Below are 17,010 nucleotides of genomic sequence, written 5' to 3' on the forward strand. Positions count from 1 at the left end.
GGCTGTATATATTACTTTACGTCAGAAACGAAAGGCTTACGCGTCACCGAAACGACGACGGCTGGTGCCTTCTTCACGACGTGGGCCACGGCTATCACGGCGTTCACCGGAGAAACGACGACCTTCACCACCGCGACCTTCGCTACGACCGCCTTCACGACGCTCGCCACCGAAACCGCGACCACCGCCACGACGTTCGCCGCCACGGTCAGGACGTGGCTGTGCATCGCCCAGCAGCTGCATGTTCATCGGCTTGTTCAGGATGCGGGTGCGAGTAAAGTGCTGCAGTACTTCGCCCGGCATGCCTTTTGGCAGCTCGATGGTGGAGTGAGATGCGAACAGCTTGATGTTACCGATGTAACGGCTGCTGATGTCGCCTTCGTTCGCGATCGCGCCAACGATATGACGAACTTCAACACCATCATCACGGCCCACTTCAATGCGGTACAGTTCCATTTCGCCAGCGTCACGACGCTCACGACGTGGACGGTCTTCGCCACCACGCTCTGAACGGTCACCACGTGGGCCACGATCGTTACGGTCACCACGGCGTTCGAAGCGATCGTCACGATCGCGGAACTCACGACGAGGACGCATCGGTGCATCTGGTGGCACGATCAGGGTACGTTCGCCCTGTGCCATCTTCAGCAGTGCTGCAGCCAGCGTTTCGATATCCAGCTCTTCGCCTTCAGCGGTCGGCTGAATCTGCGCCAGCAGCGCACGGTACTGATCCAGATCGCTGCTTTCCAGCTGCTGCTGGACTTTCGCGGCGAATTTTTCCAGACGGCGTTTGCCCAGCAGTTCTGCGTTTGGCAGCTCCGCTTCCGGAATGGTCAGCTTCATGGTGCGTTCAATGTTACGCAGCAGACGGCGCTCGCGGTTCTCAACGAACAGCAGGGCACGACCCGCACGACCTGCACGACCGGTACGGCCGATACGGTGAACGTAAGACTCGGAGTCCATTGGGATGTCGTAGTTTACAACCAGGCTGATACGCTCAACGTCCAGACCACGTGCTGCCACGTCGGTTGCAATCAGGATATCCAGACGACCGTCTTTCAGACGCTCCAGCGTCTGCTCACGCAGAGCCTGGTTCATGTCGCCATTCAGCGCTGCGCTGTTGTAGCCGTTACGCTCCAGAGCTTCAGCCACTTCCAGGGTCGCGTTTTTGGTACGAACGAAGATAATCGCCGCATCAAAATCTTCCGCTTCCAGGAAACGCACCAGCGCTTCGTTTTTGCGCATGCCGTACACAGACCAGTAGCTCTGGCTGATGTCCGGGCGAGTGGTAACGCTGGACTGAATGCGCACTTCCTGCGGCTCTTTCATGAAGCGGCGGGTAATGCGACGGATTGCTTCTGGCATGGTGGCAGAGAACAGAGCGGTCTGGTGACCTTCCGGGATCTGCGCCATGATGGTTTCTACGTCTTCGATGAAGCCCATACGCAGCATTTCGTCGGCTTCATCCAGTACCAGACCGCTCAGTTTAGAGAGATCCAGTGTACCGCGCTTCAGGTGATCCAGCAGACGGCCCGGCGTACCGACAACAATCTGTGGGCCCTGGCGCAGGGCGCGTAACTGCACGTCATAACGCTGGCCGCCGTACAGGGCTACCACGTTTACGCCGCGCATGTGTTTAGAGAATTCCGTCATCGCTTCCGCAACCTGAACCGCCAGTTCACGGGTTGGAGCCAGGACGAGGATCTGCGGTGCACGCAGGTCCGGATCAATGTTGTTCAGCAGCGGCAGCGAGAATGCTGCGGTTTTGCCGCTACCAGTCTGGGCCATGCCCAGCACGTCACGACCAGAGAGCAGATGTGGGATACATTCTGCCTGGATCGGAGATGGTTTTTCGTAACCGAGATCGTTAAGAGCTTCAAGGATAGGAGCCTTCAGGCCCAGATCTGCAAAAGTGGTTTCGAATTCAGCCATGTAGTACGAGTGCCTCAATGTCAATGGCGGCCAGTCTACTTAGCTCATCGTGAAAATGATCTGCAATTTTCATTGAAAAGTGTGAACCGGCTCAAATTAGGTGTATTGACGAACAACAACGCCCTCACCAGTGAAGGTGATGGCAATCAAAAAGATTACGGGCTGATGTTTATGTCGTCAGCTATTGCTGGTCCGATTCTGCCAGGTCATCTTGCTCCTGGCCCAAGAGCGATAATTCCAACAATGCATAACGGTGCTCAACGAAGTTGTGTACGTTGTTAGCAACCGCTAATTTGAACAGTGCCGTAGCGCTGTCCTTATCCCCCAGACTTAGGTAGTACTTACCTAAATAGAAGTTGGTTTCACTGAGATGCTCAGCGAGCGAGGTGTTATCCGTTGCGTCCGCCTTGAGGCGTTCCATCAGCGTTGCTTCGCTAATGTTGCCCAGGTAGAACTCGACAATGTTCCATCCCCACTGTTCCTTGTCCGATTTGTCGAAGCGCTGTTTCAGTGCCTCTTTTGCCTGCTTCTCATCGAGCTTCTGCTCAACGATGTAAAGCCACAGGCTACGGAAAGGATCATTAGGATCGTCTTGATAAAACGCCAGCAGATCATCTTGCGCTAACTTATCACGACCGCCGTAATACAATGCGATACCGCGATTCAAGTGCGCGTAGTTGTAAGTTGGATCAAGCTCAAGTACAGAATCAAACGCTTCATAGGCAGCATCAAAATTGCCTGCCTGCGTTAAATAAATGCCTAAGTAATTGAATACTTCAGGCATATCAGGTCGGATAGCCAGCGCTTGTGAGAAATCATTTCGCGCTAATGCCCTCAGACCGAGACTATCATACAACACTCCGCGCTCATATAAAAGCTGTGCGCGTTCGTCATCGGTTAAAGCCCGACTGGCAAGAATTTGTTCCATGCGTGCCAGAATCACTTCCTGCTGCAAAGTCGGTTGCAATGGCACTGCGAGGACTTCGCTCTTACGCCAGGCAGAGTTGCTGCATCCTGCCAGCGTTAAAGCTGTCGCAACGAAACACCAGCGCAAAAAAGGCTTCATTTCCCACTCCCGAAGACAACTATTGGATGAACGTCCTGTCCCCCGGCGGCTTAACAAGGCGTCCTGCCTGATAATGGCCCTCCGCGATGCGGAGGGCAAATGGCAACCTTACTCGCCTTGCTGTTCTGCTGCCGGTGCTTCTGGCGCAGCAGCTGGCTGAGACTGCTCGGTTGCTTCTTTAATGCTCAGACGGATACGGCCCTGGCGGTCAACTTCCAGAACTTTAACCGGTACTTCCTGACCCATCTGCAGGTAATCGGTCACTTTCTCAACGCGCTTGTCAGCGATTTGAGAGATGTGTACCAGACCTTCTTTACCGCCACCGATGGCAACGAACGCGCCAAAGTCAACGATACGGGTCACTTTACCATTGTAGATACGGCCCACTTCGATTTCTGCAGTGATTTCTTCGATGCGACGAATCGCGAATTTCGCTTTTTCGCCGTCGGTCGCTGCGATCTTCACCGTACCGTCATCTTCGATTTCAATGGTGGTGCCGGTCTCTTCGGTCAGCGCACGGATCACGGAACCGCCCTTACCGATAACATCTTTGATCTTGTCTGGATTGATCTTGATGGTGTGAATACGCGGAGCGAATTCGGAGATATCACCGCGTGGCGCGTTGATAGCCTGTTCCATCACGCCCAGGATGTGCAGACGCGCACCTTTAGCCTGGTTCAGAGCAACCTGCATGATCTCTTTGGTGATACCTTCAATTTTGATATCCATCTGCAGTGCAGAGATACCGTCGCGGGAACCCGCCACTTTGAAGTCCATATCGCCCAGGTGGTCTTCGTCGCCCAGAATGTCAGACAGAACAACAAAGTTGTCGCCCTCTTTCACCAGACCCATTGCGATACCCGCAACGGCGGCTTTGATTGGCACGCCTGCATCCATCAGCGCCAGAGAGGCACCACACACGGAAGCCATGGAAGAAGAACCGTTGGATTCGGTGATTTCAGAAACCACACGAACGGTGTACGGGAATTTGTCTGCGTCTGGCATCACTGCCAGCACGCCGCGCTTCGCCAGACGACCGTGACCAATTTCACGACGCTTAGGCGAACCCACCATACCGGTTTCCCCTACGGAGTACGGAGGGAAGTTATAGTGGAACAGGAAGCTGTCAGTGCGCTCACCCATCAGCTCGTCGATGATCTGTGCGTCACGTGCAGTACCCAGGGTCGCGGTAACCAGCGCCTGCGTTTCACCACGGGTGAACAGCGCAGAACCGTGAGTACGTGGCAGTACGCCAGTACGCACGTCCAGACCACGGATCATGTCTTTTTCACGGCCATCGATACGCGGCTCGCCAGCCAGTACGCGGCTACGAACAACGTTTTTCTCGATTGCGTGCAGAATTTCGCTCAGCTCGTTAGCATCCAGCGTTTCGTCTTCAGCAACCAGCGTGGCGATGGTTTCGTCTTTGATCACGTCAACCTGAGCATAACGCTCCTGCTTGTCGGTGATACGGTATGCATCGCTCAGACGCGCTTCAGCCAGTGCAGCAACGCGTGCGTTCAGCGCGTCGTTAGCGGCTTCAGGCTGCCAGTCCCAACGTGGTTTACCGGCTTCTTTCACCAGCTCGTTGATGTTCTGGATAACAACCTGCTGTTGGTCGTGGCCGAAGACCACAGCGCCCAGCATCTGGTCTTCGCTCAGCAGCTCTGCTTCAGACTCAACCATCAGAACGGCGGCTTCCGTACCGGCAACAACCAGGTCCAGCTTACTTTCTTTCAGCTCTTCCTGAGTCGGGTTCAGCACGTACTGGTCGTTGATGTAACCAACGCGCGCAGCACCGATAGGACCATTGAATGGAATACCGGACAGAGACAGCGCAGCGGAAGCACCGATCATCGCAACGATATCCGGGTTAACCTGTGGGTTAACGGAAACCACGGTCGCGATAACCTGCACTTCGTTTACGAAGCCTTCCGGGAACAGCGGACGAACCGGGCGGTCAATCAGACGCGCGATCAGGGTTTCGCCTTCGCTTGGACGGCCTTCACGACGGAAGAAGCCACCCGGGATTTTACCGGCAGCGTAAGTACGCTCCTGGTAGTTAACGGTCAGTGGGAAGAAGTCCTGACCTGGTTTAGCTTTTTTCTGGCCAACAACGGTCACGAATACCGCGGTGTCATCCATGCTTACCATAACGGCAGCAGTAGCCTGACGTGCCATCATGCCGGTTTCCAGCGTGACGGTATGCTGACCATACTGGAATTTACGAACGATCGGATTCAGCAAAATTCTGTCCTTTCTTAAATGTTTGACAGCACACCACAGGTGTGCTGACGATTTAACCCGACCTTCTTCGCATCCTCGCGACTAATGACAACCAACACCCCCATGGGTGAAGCCTCTCATTAGCCGCGCGAACCTCTGCAAGGAAGATCATTTATAGCAACAATACAATAGTTTCCAGTGAATTGCTGCGGTCCGGTTGAAAAAAGGGGCCATCAGGCCCCCTTTTCTGAAACTCGCAAGACTTAGCGACGCAGACCCAGACGCTCGATCAGCGCGGAGTAACGTGCAACATCTTTACGTTTCAGGTAGTCGAGCAGTTTACGACGCTGAGAAACCATACGCAGCAGACCACGACGGCTGTGGTGATCTTTTTTGTGCTCTGCAAAGTGACCCTGCAGGTGGTTAATCTGTGCAGTCAGCAGTGCAACCTGAACTTCGGTAGAACCGCTGTCGTTAGTACCACGACCAAACTCAGAAACGATTTTAGCTTTAGCTTCAACGCTTAGAGACATTTTCAAACTCCAAAGTATAAAGAATGTAAGGATGCCGATCTCTAATTCAGCGATCCCCGTATACGCCCCGCAAAATTGTTAAACAATTTGCCGGACGTTAAGCCGCGATATTCTACTCGCCTCACCGGTTTACCGCAAGGTGAGCTGATATCGCCGTCAGCCTTCGACCGGGTATTCCACCACCAGACGACGGGGCGCAACGCGTCCTTCACCGTCCATTTCACCCATGCCGATAAACTTACCGTCATCCCCTTCGGTCACGCGTACCAGGCCTTCCAGCGGTGCATTCGTGGTCCGAACCGGGTTTCCGTTCTTAAAGTAAACGGACGATGTTAAAGGAAGATTAACAACCGGGAAGTCGGCCGCCGGGCTATCCATCGGCATCAGCAACGGGTCAAGCAAATCTGCCGCGGCAACACCCTGCGCTTGCGCCTGTTCAACCAGCGCGTGCAGATGCTCAAGGGTCACCATCCGCTCAACCGGATATTTACTGACTGCCAGGCGACGCAGGTAGATAACATGCGCACCGCAGCCCAGCTTCTCGCCGAGGTCGTCGATAATGGTGCGAATATAGGTGCCTTTCGAACAGTGCACTTCCAGCTCCAGTTCGTCACCCTCGTGGCGAATAAAGAGCAGTTCATACACGGTGATCGGTCGGGCTTCACGCGGCACTTCAATACCCTGGCGCGCATATTCGTAGAGCTTTTTACCCTGATATTTCAGTGCCGAATACATCGACGGCACCTGCAGCGTATCGCCACGGAAGCTCTCCAGCGCCGCATCCAGTTGCTCTGCGCTAAACGTCACAGGACGCTCTTCCACCACCTGACCATCGGCATCGGAGGTGTCCGTGCGCTGGCCCAGCCTGGCGATAACGCGATAACGCTTATCAGAATCCAGCAGGTACTGAGAAAACTTTGTTGCCTCCCCCAGGCAGATGGGCAGCATGCCCGTCGCCAGGGGGTCCAGCGCGCCTGTATGGCCCGCACGGTTGGCATTATAAATACGCTTCACTTTTTGCAGCACGTCGTTGCTGGATGCGCCCTGGGGTTTATCCAGCAGCAGCACACCATGCACGTCGCGGCCACGACGACGAGGACGACTCATCAGTCCTCCTTGCTGTCGTCCGCCGGGTTAACACGACGTTCGTCGTCATGTTTCACCACGCTGGTCACCAGGTTGGACATACGCATACCTTCGACCAGGGAGTTGTCGTAGAAGAAGGTCAGCTCAGGCACGATACGCAGGCGCATCGCTTTGCCGAGCAGAGAGCGGATGAAACCAGAGGCTTCCTGCAGCGCTTTAATGCCATTTTTCACTGCTGCTTCGTCCTGATCGTTCAGGAACGTGACGAACACTTTGGCATAGGCGAGGTCACGGGACATCTCCACGCCGGACACGGTGGTCATCATGCCCACTCGTGGATCTTTAATTTCGCGTTGCAGAATGAGCGCGATCTCTTTCTGCATTTCCTGCGCTACGCGCTGCGGGCGACCAAATTCTTTCGCCATAATAAATTCTCCAGACAAAAAAGGGGCTAAAGCCCCTTTTTAAAATTATTGCCGGGTGGCACGAGGCGATCCCGGCCGACATATGGACCTATCCCAACAGGGTTAGTCGATGCTGCGTTGGATCTCGATGATTTCGAACACTTCGATCATATCGCCAACGCGAACGTCGTTGTAGTTCTTCACGCCGATACCACATTCCATGCCGTTACGAACTTCGTTAACGTCATCTTTGAAGCGGCGCAGAGATTCCAGCTCGCCTTCGTAGATAACCACGTTGTCACGCAGTACGCGGATTGGGTTGTGACGCTTGATGGTACCTTCGGTAACCATACAGCCCGCGATCGCACCGAATTTCGGTGATTTGAACACATCGCGCACTTCGGCCAGACCGATGATCTGCTGTTTCAGCTCTGGAGACAGCATACCGCTCATCGCTGCTTTCACTTCGTCGATCAGGTTATAGATGACGGAGTAGTAACGCAGATCCAGGCTTTCTGCTTCGATCACGCGGCGAGCAGACGCATCAGCACGCACGTTGAAGCCAACCAGAATGGCGTTAGAAGCAGCCGCCAGGGTTGCGTCGGTTTCGGTGATACCACCTACGCCAGAACCGATGATCTTCACTTTAACTTCGTCAGTAGACAGTTTCAGCAAGGAGTCGGAAATCGCTTCCACAGAACCCTGAACGTCAGCTTTCAGTACGACGTTCACTTCGTGAACTTCGCCTTCAGCCATGTTCGCGAACATGTTCTCGAGTTTAGATTTCTGCTGACGAGCCAGTTTAACTTCACGGAATTTGCCCTGACGGTACAGTGCAACTTCACGCGCTTTCTTCTCGTCACGCACAACGGTCACTTCGTCACCGGCAGCCGGCACACCGGACAGACCGAGGATTTCCACTGGAATGGACGGACCTGCTTCCAGCACTTCCTGACCCAGTTCGTTACGCATCGCACGAACACGACCGTATTCGAAACCACACAGGACGATATCGCCTTTATGCAGTGTACCTTCGCGAACCAGAACGGTAGCCACCGGGCCACGGCCTTTATCCAGGAAGGATTCGATGACCGCGCCGCTCGCCATACCGTTACGGATCGCTTTCAGCTCCAGAACTTCAGCCTGCAGCAGGATCGCGTCCAGCAGCTCGTCGATACCAGTACCTGCTTTCGCAGACACGTGTACGAACTGGCTTTCACCGCCCCACTCTTCTGGCAGGATGCCGTACTGGGACAGTTCGTTTTTAACACGATCTGGATCCGCTTCTGGCTTATCGATCTTGTTCACTGCAACCACAACCGGCACACCCGCCGCTTTCGCGTGCTGGATAGCTTCGATGGTCTGTGGCATCACGCCATCGTCTGCAGCAACAACCAGAACAACGATATCTGTCGCCTGAGCACCACGAGCACGCATTGAGGTAAACGCGGCGTGGCCTGGGGTATCCAGGAAGGTGATCATACCGTTGTCGGTTTCTACGTGATATGCACCGATGTGCTGGGTAATACCACCCGCTTCACCGGAAGCCACTTTCGTAGAACGAATGTAGTCGAGCAGAGAGGTTTTACCGTGGTCAACGTGACCCATGATGGTCACAACTGGCGCACGCGGTTCTGCCGCAGCACCGGTATCACGGTCGCTCATTACTGCTTCTTCCAGCTCGTTTTCACGACGCAGGATAACTTTGTGGCCCATCTCTTCGGCAACCAGCTGTGCGGTTTCCTGGTCGATCACCTGGTTGATGGTCGCCATTGCGCCCAGTTTCATCATCGCTTTGATGACCTGAGAGCCTTTAACCGCCATTTTGTTCGCCAGATCGCCAACGGTGATGGTTTCGCCGATCACAACGTCACGGTTAACGGCCTGAGCTGGCTTCTGGAAGCCCTGCTGCAGGGAAGAACCTTTACGCTGTTTGCCGCCTTTACCGCCACGCACGGCTGCACGCGCTTCTTCACGGTCAGCTTTAGACTCGGCATGTTTGTTGCCTTTTTTCGCCGGACGCGCTGCTTTCGCATTGCGACCACGACCACGGCCGCCTTCTACTTCACGGTCGTTATCATCTTCAGCCTGACGCGCGTGCTGAGAAGTGGTCACGTGATAGTCGCTGGTATCTTCAGACTGCTCAGCGGTATCAATACCGTTCTTCTCGTTTTCTTCTGCCATACGGCGCGCTTCTTCAGCCACACGACGCGCTTCTTCTTCAAGCTTGCGGCGTGCTTCTTCTTCGGCTTTACGCTTCAGTTCGGCAGCTTCATTTTCACGACGGGCTTTTTCAGCCTGGGCGGTTTTGGTCATTTCGTCTGTCTGTTGATTGCTCACTTTGTCTTTTTCCGCAGCTTCACGCTTCACTTTTTCACTTGCGTCGCGTTTCGCTTTTTCTGCGGCCTCACGTTCAGCTTTTAATTCTGCCTCACGTTTGGCAGTTGCTTCTGCCTCACGCTGAGCTTGTTCTTCCGCTTCACGCTGTGCCTGCTCTTCCGCGGCAAGGCGCTCTGCCTCTTGCGGATCACGTTTTACAAAGGTGCGCGTCTTGCGGACTTCAATTTGTACCGATTTACTTTTGCCACCGGTACCTGGAATATTCAACGTGCTGCGCGTTTTGCGCTGCAGCGTCAGCTTGTCAGGCGCAGAGCCGTGTTCACGGTTGAGGTGCGCTAACAAGGTTTGTTTTTCGTTTGCCGTCACTGAGTCATCAGCGGTCTTCGGGATCCCTGCATCAGCAAATTGCTGTACCAGGCGGTCCACGGAGGTCTGAATCTCAGCAGCCAGCGATTTTACAGTTACATCAGTCATGCTGTTCCTTCCTGCTACAGTTTATTACGCTTCGTCGCCGAACCAGCAAATATTACGTGCGGCCATGATGAGTTCGCCGGCTTTCTCGTCGGTTAAACCTTCGATATCAGCCAGGTCATCAACGCCTTGCTCAGCGAGATCTTCCAGCGTACAAACACCACGGGCAGCCAGCTTGAACGCAATCGCACGATCAAGACCTTCCAGATTCAGCAGGTCATCAGCCGGCTTTTTATCGCCAAGGCTTTCTTCCTGAGCCAGTGCCAGGGTGGTCAGTGCGTTTTTAGCGCGTTCACGCAGGGCTTCAACGGTTGGTTCATCCAGACCGTCAATTTCCAGCAGCTCTTTCATTGGCACATAGGCCAGTTCTTCCAGCGTAGAGAAACCTTCTTCTACCAGAACCGTGGCGAACTCTTCGTCAATGTCCAGGTATTTCGTGAAGGTATCGATCGCCGCATGGGCTTCAGCCTGATGCTTGGCCTGCAGGTCATCAACGGTCATCACGTTGAGTTCCCAGCCGCTCAGCTGTGACGCCAGGCGTACGTTCTGACCGTTACGGCCGATTGCCTGCGCCAGGTTACCCGCTTCAACAGCGATATCCATGGTGTGTTTGTCTTCGTCAACAACGATAGACGCAACATCCGCCGGAGCCATTGCGTTGATCACGAACTGCGCCGGGTTGTCATCCCACAGAACGATATCGATACGTTCGCCGCCCAGCTCGGTAGAGACCGCCTGAACACGCGCACCACGCATACCGACGCAAGCACCGACCGGGTCGATACGCTTGTCGTTGGTTTTCACCGCAATTTTCGCACGGGAGCCCGGATCGCGAGCCGCCGCTTTAATTTCGATAACTTCTTCACCGATTTCCGGCACTTCGATACGGAACAGTTCAACCAGCATTTCTGGTTTAGAACGGGTCACGAACAGCTGTGCACCACGCGCTTCAGGGCGAACGGCATACAGCACACCACGGATACGGTCGCCAGGGCGGAAGTTTTCACGCGGCAGCATGTCTTCACGGAGAATCACAGCTTCAGCGTTGCCCGGCATCCCTTCGGATTTGATCTCCAGAGAGATATTGTCGCGGTTCACTTTCTTCACCACGCCAGTGATGATTTCGCCTTCCTGATCGCGGAACTGATCGACAACCAGCGCACGCTCGGCTTCGCGAACTTTCTGCACGATAACCTGTTTTGCGGTCTGGGTGGTGATACGGTCGAAGGTCACAGATTCAATCTGATCTTCAACATAGTCACCAACATTCAGGCTTTCGTCTTCAAAACGCGCCGCTTCCAGGGTGATCTCTTTGGTTGGCTGGGTCACTTCTTCAACGATTACCCAACGACGGAATGTATCGAAGTCACCGCTTTTACGATCGATTTCTACGCGAACATCGATCTCTTGTTCGTATTTTTTCTTGGTTGCTGTAGCCAGTGCACTTTCCAGCGCTTCGAAAATCTTTTCACGCGGCAGTGATTTCTCGTTGGAGACGGCTTCAACAACAGCCAAAATTTCTTTGTTCATCGCGGGCTTTTCACCTCAATCCAGACTGTTAAAAGTGGGGAACCAGGTTCGCCTTCTGGATATTACTCAGCGCGAACACTTCATCTTTGCCTTCGACTGTTACCGTGATCATTTCACCATCAACGGCTTTGATAATTCCCTGCCATTTACGGCGGTTCTGTACGGACATACGCAGAACGAGAGCCACTTCTTCACCGGTAAAGCGCACATAGTGCTCGGCCGTGAACATCGGGCGATCGAGGCCAGGTGAGGAAACTTCCAGGTTGTACGCAACGGTAATTGGGTCTTCAACATCAAGAACCGCACTCACCTGGTGGCTAACATCAGCACAATCATCAACATTGATGCCATCTTCACTATCAATATAGATGCGCAGCGTCGATGTGCGGCCGCGAACGAATTCGATGCCGACCAGTTCGTAGCCCAGTGCTTCGACCGGTGCAGTAATCATCTCTGTTAATTTTTGCTCTAATGTGGACAAGCCCACCCCCAAGACATAAAAAAAGGGCGTAAAGCCCAGTTATTCTGTAGTCAGATAACAAAAAACCCCGATAAATCGGGGCTTTAGATAACTGAACCCTATAGCCACAACTGTGGCCTGGAGCACTCTCCGAAAGAATTTTTTCAAATCCAGCTACGAAGGCTCTGAGTCTTCACAGTATATTTGAAAAATGACTTTATGGGAAAGTGGTTGCGGGGGCCGGATTTGAACCGACGACCTTCGGGTTATGAGCCCGACGAGCTACCAGGCTGCTCCACCCCGCGCCTGAAACGTGGCAAATTCTACGCGTTTTGGACAGAATTTGCAAATAATGCTGGGATTTGGTACCGAAGACGGGACGTAAAACCGGCGTTTAGTATATTGATAGTGAGCCCCATCTGTCAACTCAGTTTCCGCCAGGGCATACGGAGGGAAATTTTTACAAAAAACGCACGAGTCTCTTCCGGTCATCGACAAAAGATGATTAAATGAATACTCACTTATTTTGCATAAACATGCATCGAGAGCGAAAGCGGTCTCTAATCAGTCAATCACGCAGGGTTTTATTTTATGACGACGATTCTCAAGCATCTTCCGGTAGGACAACGTATTGGCATCGCTTTTTCAGGCGGCCTGGATACCAGCGCTGCACTGCTGTGGATGCGCCAAAAGGGAGCGGTTCCGTATGCATATACTGCGAACCTGGGTCAGCCGGATGAGGACGACTATGATGCCATTCCTCGTCGTGCTAAAGAGTATGGCGCAGAGAACGCACGTCTGATTGATTGTCGTAAGCAGCTGGTCGCCGAAGGTATTGCCGCTATCCAGTGTGGCGCGTTCCATAATACCACCGGCGGTCTAACCTATTTCAACACCACCCCACTGGGCCGTGCCGTGACCGGCACCATGCTGGTTGCCGCCATGAAAGAAGATGGCGTGAACATCTGGGGTGACGGCAGTACCTATAAAGGCAACGACATTGAACGTTTCTATCGTTATGGCCTGCTGACCAACGCCGAGCTGCAGATTTACAAACCGTGGCTGGACACCGATTTTATCGATGAGCTGGGCGGCCGTCATGAAATGTCTGAATTTATGATTGCCTGCGGCTTCGACTATAAAATGTCCGTCGAAAAAGCCTACTCCACTGACTCCAACATGCTGGGCGCAACGCACGAAGCAAAAGATCTGGAGTTCCTGAACTCCAGCGTGAAAATCGTTAACCCAATCATGGGCGTGAAATTCTGGGATGAAAGCGTCAAAATCCCGGCAGAAGAAGTAACCGTGCGTTTCGAGCGTGGCCATCCGGTTGCCCTGAACGGCAAGACCTTCTCTGATGATGTGGAACTGATGCTGGAAGCGAACCGCATCGGCGGTCGTCACGGCCTGGGTATGAGCGATCAGATCGAAAACCGTATCATCGAAGCGAAAAGCCGTGGCATCTATGAAGCCCCGGGGATGGCGCTGCTGCACATTGCCTATGAGCGTCTGCTGACCGGCATTCACAACGAAGATACCATCGAACAGTATCACTCTCATGGCCGTCAGTTGGGTAAACTGCTGTATCAGGGCCGCTGGTTCGATCCACAGGCACTGATGCTGCGTGATGCCCTGCAGCGTTGGGTGGCAAGCGCTATCACTGGCGAAGTCACTCTTGAACTGCGTCGCGGGAATGATTACTCCATTCTGAACACTGTGTCTGACAACCTGACCTACAAAGCAGAACGTCTGACTATGGAAAAAGGTGAATCCGTATTCTCACCTGATGACCGTATCGGTCAGCTGACCATGCGTAATCTGGATATCACCGATACCCGTGAGAAGCTGTTCAACTACGTTGAGAATGGCCTGCTGTCAGCCAGTTCCGGTAACGGCCTGCCGCAGGTTGAAAACCTGGAGCACAGCGATAAGAAGTAATCGAGAGAAGACATCCAAAAGGCGCCCAACAGGCGCCTTTTTTGTAGCCTTCGTAGGCCCGGTAAGCGCAGCGCCACCGGGCAAAGGCGGGTGGCGCTGCGCTTACCCGCCCTACAAAAGATCAGATCCACAGAATACAGACGAAAAAAAAGACGTCTTTCGACGTCTTTTTTCTGGAATATTGGTACCGAGGATGGGACTCGAACCCACAAGCCCGTTAGGGCACTACCACCTCAAGGTAGCGTGTCTACCAATTCCACCACCTCGGTACGGAATACTTACTGCGGGATATCGCTGGTTGGCTTAGCCGGTGCAGCTGGCTGAGTCTGCTCAGTTTTCGCTGGCGCGCTCAGGTTTTCCCACTCGCTTCCTTTGCTGGTCTTGTTGCTGTTGATATTGCCAAGCACCAGGCTGATGATAAAGAACAGCGTAGCCAGAATCGCTGTGGTACGGGTCATGAAGTTCGCAGAACCACTTGAACCGAACAGCGTACCGGAAGCGCCTGCTCCGAAGGAGGCTCCCATATCAGCGCCTTTACCTTGCTGCAGCATAATCAGCGCTACGAGAGCGATGGCTACAATAAGGAAAATAACTAAAAGAGCTTCGTACATAATCAACCTGTTCCTTGCGGATTTGCCGCATACCAATGCTTCGACCAATTAGCAGGATTTTTGTTTCCCACTGAAGCGGGTGTGAATACTAACCAAAGCGAATGACCTTCGCAAGGGCAATTTTGACGCATTGTATCAACTGCAGAAAAAAACAGCAAAAAGCCATTAAATGCTTAAAACTAAGGCGGCAAGCGCCGCCTTTTTAAACACTTACTGTGAAAAGTTATGCAGCTTTTACAGCATCTGCAATACGGTGCGCAAATTCAGTCACCTGCGCTTCGTCTTCGCCTTCCACCATCACGCGGATCAGCGGTTCAGTACCTGACTTACGCAGCAGAACACGCCCACGGTTGCCAAGCGCAGCTTCAACGTCTGCCATCACCGCTTTGACGTTATCATTTTCCAGCGGATCGCCTTTGCCTGCGGTGAAGCGCACGTTCACAAGGATCTGCGGGAACATTTTCATGCCGCTGCACAGATCGTGCAGGCTCATATGGTTGCGTGCCATCGCGGCAACAACCTGAAGCGCTGCCACAATGCCGTCACCGGTGGTGGTTTTATCGAGCAGGATCACATGACCGGAGTTTTCAGCGCCAATACGCCAGCCTTTCTCCTGCAGTTTTTCCAGCACGTAGCGGTCACCCACCTTCGCGCGAACAAACGGGATCCCCAGCTGTTTCAATGCCAGCTCCAGACCCATGTTGCTCATCAGCGTGCCAACCGCACCGCCGCGCAACTGTCCCTGACGCAGACCTTCACGCGCAATAATGTAGAGGATCTGGTCGCCATCGACCTTGTTCCCTTCGTGGTCAACCATGATTACACGGTCGCCGTCGCCGTCCAGGGCAATACCCAGGTCCGCTTTTTCTGCCAGCACGCGTGCCTGCAGGGCACGAACATCCGTCGCACCAACCTGTTCGTTAATGTTCAGACCATCGGGCTCACAGCCAATGGTGATGACCTTCGCTCCCAGCTCGCGGAAAACATTCGGCGCAATGTGATACGTCGCGCCGTTTGCACAGTCCACCACAATTTTGAGGTGAGCCAAGCTTAGCTCGTTCGGGAAGGTGCCTTTGCAGAATTCAATGTAACGGCCAGCCGCATCGACAATACGGTTTGCTTTGCCCAGCTCAGCGGAATCAACACAGGTGATCTCTTTTTCCATTTCGGCTTCGATCGCCTCTTCCACATCATCCGGCAGCTTGGTGCCATCAATGGAGAAGAACTTGATACCGTTATCATAGAACGGGTTATGTGAGGCTGAAATCACGATGCCGGCTTCCGCGCGGAAGGTACGCGTCAGATAGGCGACAGCAGGTGTTGGCATTGGGCCAGTAAAGGATGCTGAAAGCCCGGCAGCGGCGAGACCGGCTTCCAGCGCAGACTCCAGCATATAGCCGGAAATGCGGGTGTCTTTGCCAATGATGATCTTACGCGAGCCATGACGTGCCAGAACCTTGCCAGCAGCCCAGCCAAGCTTAAGCACAAAATCAGGGGTGATTGGAGCATCGCCTACGCGCCCACGGATACCATCGGTACCAAAATATTTACGATTACTCATAGCGTTTTTTTTCCTTCGCTGCCAGTGTGGCTTCCACCACACGCATGGCTTCTACTGTTTCTTTAACATCATGGACACGGATAATATGCGCGCCTTGCATTGCTGCAATCACCGCGCAGGCCAGACTGCCACTCAGGCGTTCACTCGGCCCGACATTCAGCAACTGCCCAATCATCGACTTTCTCGACATGCCAACCAACAACGGCAGGCCGAAATGATGAAACTCGGATAAACGCGCAAGCAACGCATAATTGTGGGAGAGATTTTTACCGAAACCGAACCCCGGGTCGAGCAGCAATTTCTCTTTTGCGATACCTGCACGCTCACAGCGTGCAATATGCTCAATAAAGAAGCGATTCACATCCGCAAAGACATCCTCATACTTAGGCGCATCCTGCATCGTTTTCGGTTTTCCCTGCATATGCATCAGACAAACCGGCAGCCCGGTTTCCGCGGCCGCTTCAATCGCCCCCGGCTCGGTCAGAGAGCGGATATCATTGATGATGTGAGCACCCACTCGCGCCACTTCACGAATCACCTCTGGCTTAGACGTGTCGACGGATATCCACACCTCAAAACGTTGTGCGATGGCTTCAACCACCGGCACCACACGCGCCAGTTCTTCCTCCACTGAAACCTCTGCCGCCCCCGGACGCGTCGACTCACCGCCAACGTCAATGATGGTTGCCCCCGCGTTGATCATCAGATTGGCGTGCTTAACCGCCTCGATAAGCGTGTTATGCGTACCGCCATCTGAGAAGGAGTCAGGGGTAACATTCAGGATCCCCATCACATGCGGATGTGAGAGATCGAGATGCGAGTCCTGGGCGAAAAGTTTCATGGCTAAATCCC

General features: G+C 53.6%; 14 protein-coding genes and 2 tRNA genes. 1 reads left to right on the forward strand and 15 read right to left on the reverse strand.

What is annotated here, in order from left to right; genetic code table 11:
- Positions 1-36 precede the first annotated feature (36 nt).
- The 11 genes from AC2FAK_RS16700 to AC2FAK_RS16750 form a co-directional block, all read right to left on the reverse strand.
- Entirely contained in the window at positions 37-1,932 is a 1,896-nt protein-coding gene (locus AC2FAK_RS16700) for a DEAD/DEAH family ATP-dependent RNA helicase (protein WP_013098911.1), read from the reverse strand.
- The gene (gene yrbN / locus AC2FAK_RS16705; protein WP_097533792.1) at positions 1,925-2,005 is read right to left on the reverse strand and encodes a protein YrbN; all 81 of its coding nucleotides are present in this window, start codon (positions 2,003-2,005) and stop codon (positions 1,925-1,927) included. The genes AC2FAK_RS16700 and yrbN overlap by 8 nt, the downstream gene beginning before the upstream one ends.
- 108 nt (positions 2,006-2,113) lie before the next feature.
- Entirely contained in the window at positions 2,114-2,998 is an 885-nt protein-coding gene (gene nlpI / locus AC2FAK_RS16710) for a lipoprotein NlpI (protein ID WP_013098912.1), read from the reverse strand.
- A 108-nt stretch (positions 2,999-3,106) separates the two neighbouring features.
- Positions 3,107-5,245 (reverse strand): polyribonucleotide nucleotidyltransferase, encoded by a 2,139-nt coding sequence (gene pnp / locus AC2FAK_RS16715; protein WP_013098913.1) that lies wholly within the window; start codon positions 5,243-5,245, stop codon positions 3,107-3,109.
- Positions 5,246-5,487: 242 nt separating this feature from the next.
- On the reverse strand, positions 5,488-5,757 hold the full coding sequence (gene rpsO / locus AC2FAK_RS16720; RefSeq protein ID WP_013098914.1) for a 30S ribosomal protein S15: 270 nt from the start codon (positions 5,755-5,757) through the stop codon (positions 5,488-5,490).
- 156 nt (positions 5,758-5,913) lie between these two features.
- Positions 5,914-6,864 (reverse strand): tRNA pseudouridine(55) synthase TruB, encoded by a 951-nt coding sequence (gene truB / locus AC2FAK_RS16725; protein ID WP_013098915.1) that lies wholly within the window; start codon positions 6,862-6,864, stop codon positions 5,914-5,916.
- Positions 6,864-7,268: a 30S ribosome-binding factor RbfA gene (rbfA, locus tag AC2FAK_RS16730; protein ID WP_003024988.1), complete on the reverse strand. Its 405-nt coding sequence runs from the start codon at positions 7,266-7,268 to the stop codon at positions 6,864-6,866. Before rbfA ends, truB begins: the two co-directional genes overlap by 1 nt.
- A 102-nt stretch (positions 7,269-7,370) precedes the next feature.
- Positions 7,371-10,061 (reverse strand): translation initiation factor IF-2, encoded by a 2,691-nt coding sequence (infB, locus tag AC2FAK_RS16735; protein ID WP_013098916.1) that lies wholly within the window; start codon positions 10,059-10,061, stop codon positions 7,371-7,373.
- A gap of 24 nt (positions 10,062-10,085) precedes the next feature.
- Positions 10,086-11,588: a transcription termination factor NusA gene (gene nusA, locus AC2FAK_RS16740; protein WP_013098917.1), complete on the reverse strand. Its 1,503-nt coding sequence runs from the start codon at positions 11,586-11,588 to the stop codon at positions 10,086-10,088.
- Between the two features lie 28 nt (positions 11,589-11,616).
- Entirely contained in the window at positions 11,617-12,069 is a 453-nt protein-coding gene (rimP, locus tag AC2FAK_RS16745) for a ribosome maturation factor RimP (protein WP_047367056.1), read from the reverse strand.
- Between the two features lie 207 nt (positions 12,070-12,276).
- Positions 12,277-12,353, reverse strand: a tRNA-Met gene (locus AC2FAK_RS16750).
- 286 nt (positions 12,354-12,639) lie between these two features.
- Between AC2FAK_RS16750 and argG the strand changes: the two genes are divergently transcribed.
- Positions 12,640-13,986 carry an argininosuccinate synthase gene (gene argG / locus AC2FAK_RS16755; RefSeq protein ID WP_029883387.1) on the forward strand — a complete coding sequence of 449 codons (1,347 nt, stop codon included), beginning with the start codon at positions 12,640-12,642 and terminating at the stop codon, positions 13,984-13,986.
- Positions 13,987-14,168: 182 nt separating this feature from the next.
- Here the strand turns inward: argG and AC2FAK_RS16760 are convergent.
- From AC2FAK_RS16760 to folP, 4 genes are all read right to left on the reverse strand, one after another.
- Positions 14,169-14,255, reverse strand: a tRNA-Leu gene (locus AC2FAK_RS16760).
- Between the two features lie 9 nt (positions 14,256-14,264).
- A complete protein-coding gene (secG, locus tag AC2FAK_RS16765; protein ID WP_003861803.1) occupies positions 14,265-14,597 on the reverse strand; it encodes a preprotein translocase subunit SecG in 333 nt (110 codons plus the stop codon).
- 223 nt (positions 14,598-14,820) lie between these two features.
- A complete protein-coding gene (gene glmM / locus AC2FAK_RS16770) occupies positions 14,821-16,158 on the reverse strand; it encodes a phosphoglucosamine mutase (RefSeq protein ID WP_013098919.1) in 1,338 nt (445 codons plus the stop codon).
- A complete protein-coding gene (folP, locus tag AC2FAK_RS16775) occupies positions 16,151-16,999 on the reverse strand; it encodes a dihydropteroate synthase (protein WP_020687345.1) in 849 nt (282 codons plus the stop codon). The genes glmM and folP overlap by 8 nt, the downstream gene beginning before the upstream one ends.
- Between the last annotated feature and the right edge of the window lie 11 nt (positions 17,000-17,010).

The organism is Enterobacter cloacae complex sp. 394F7, assembly GCF_057320385.1.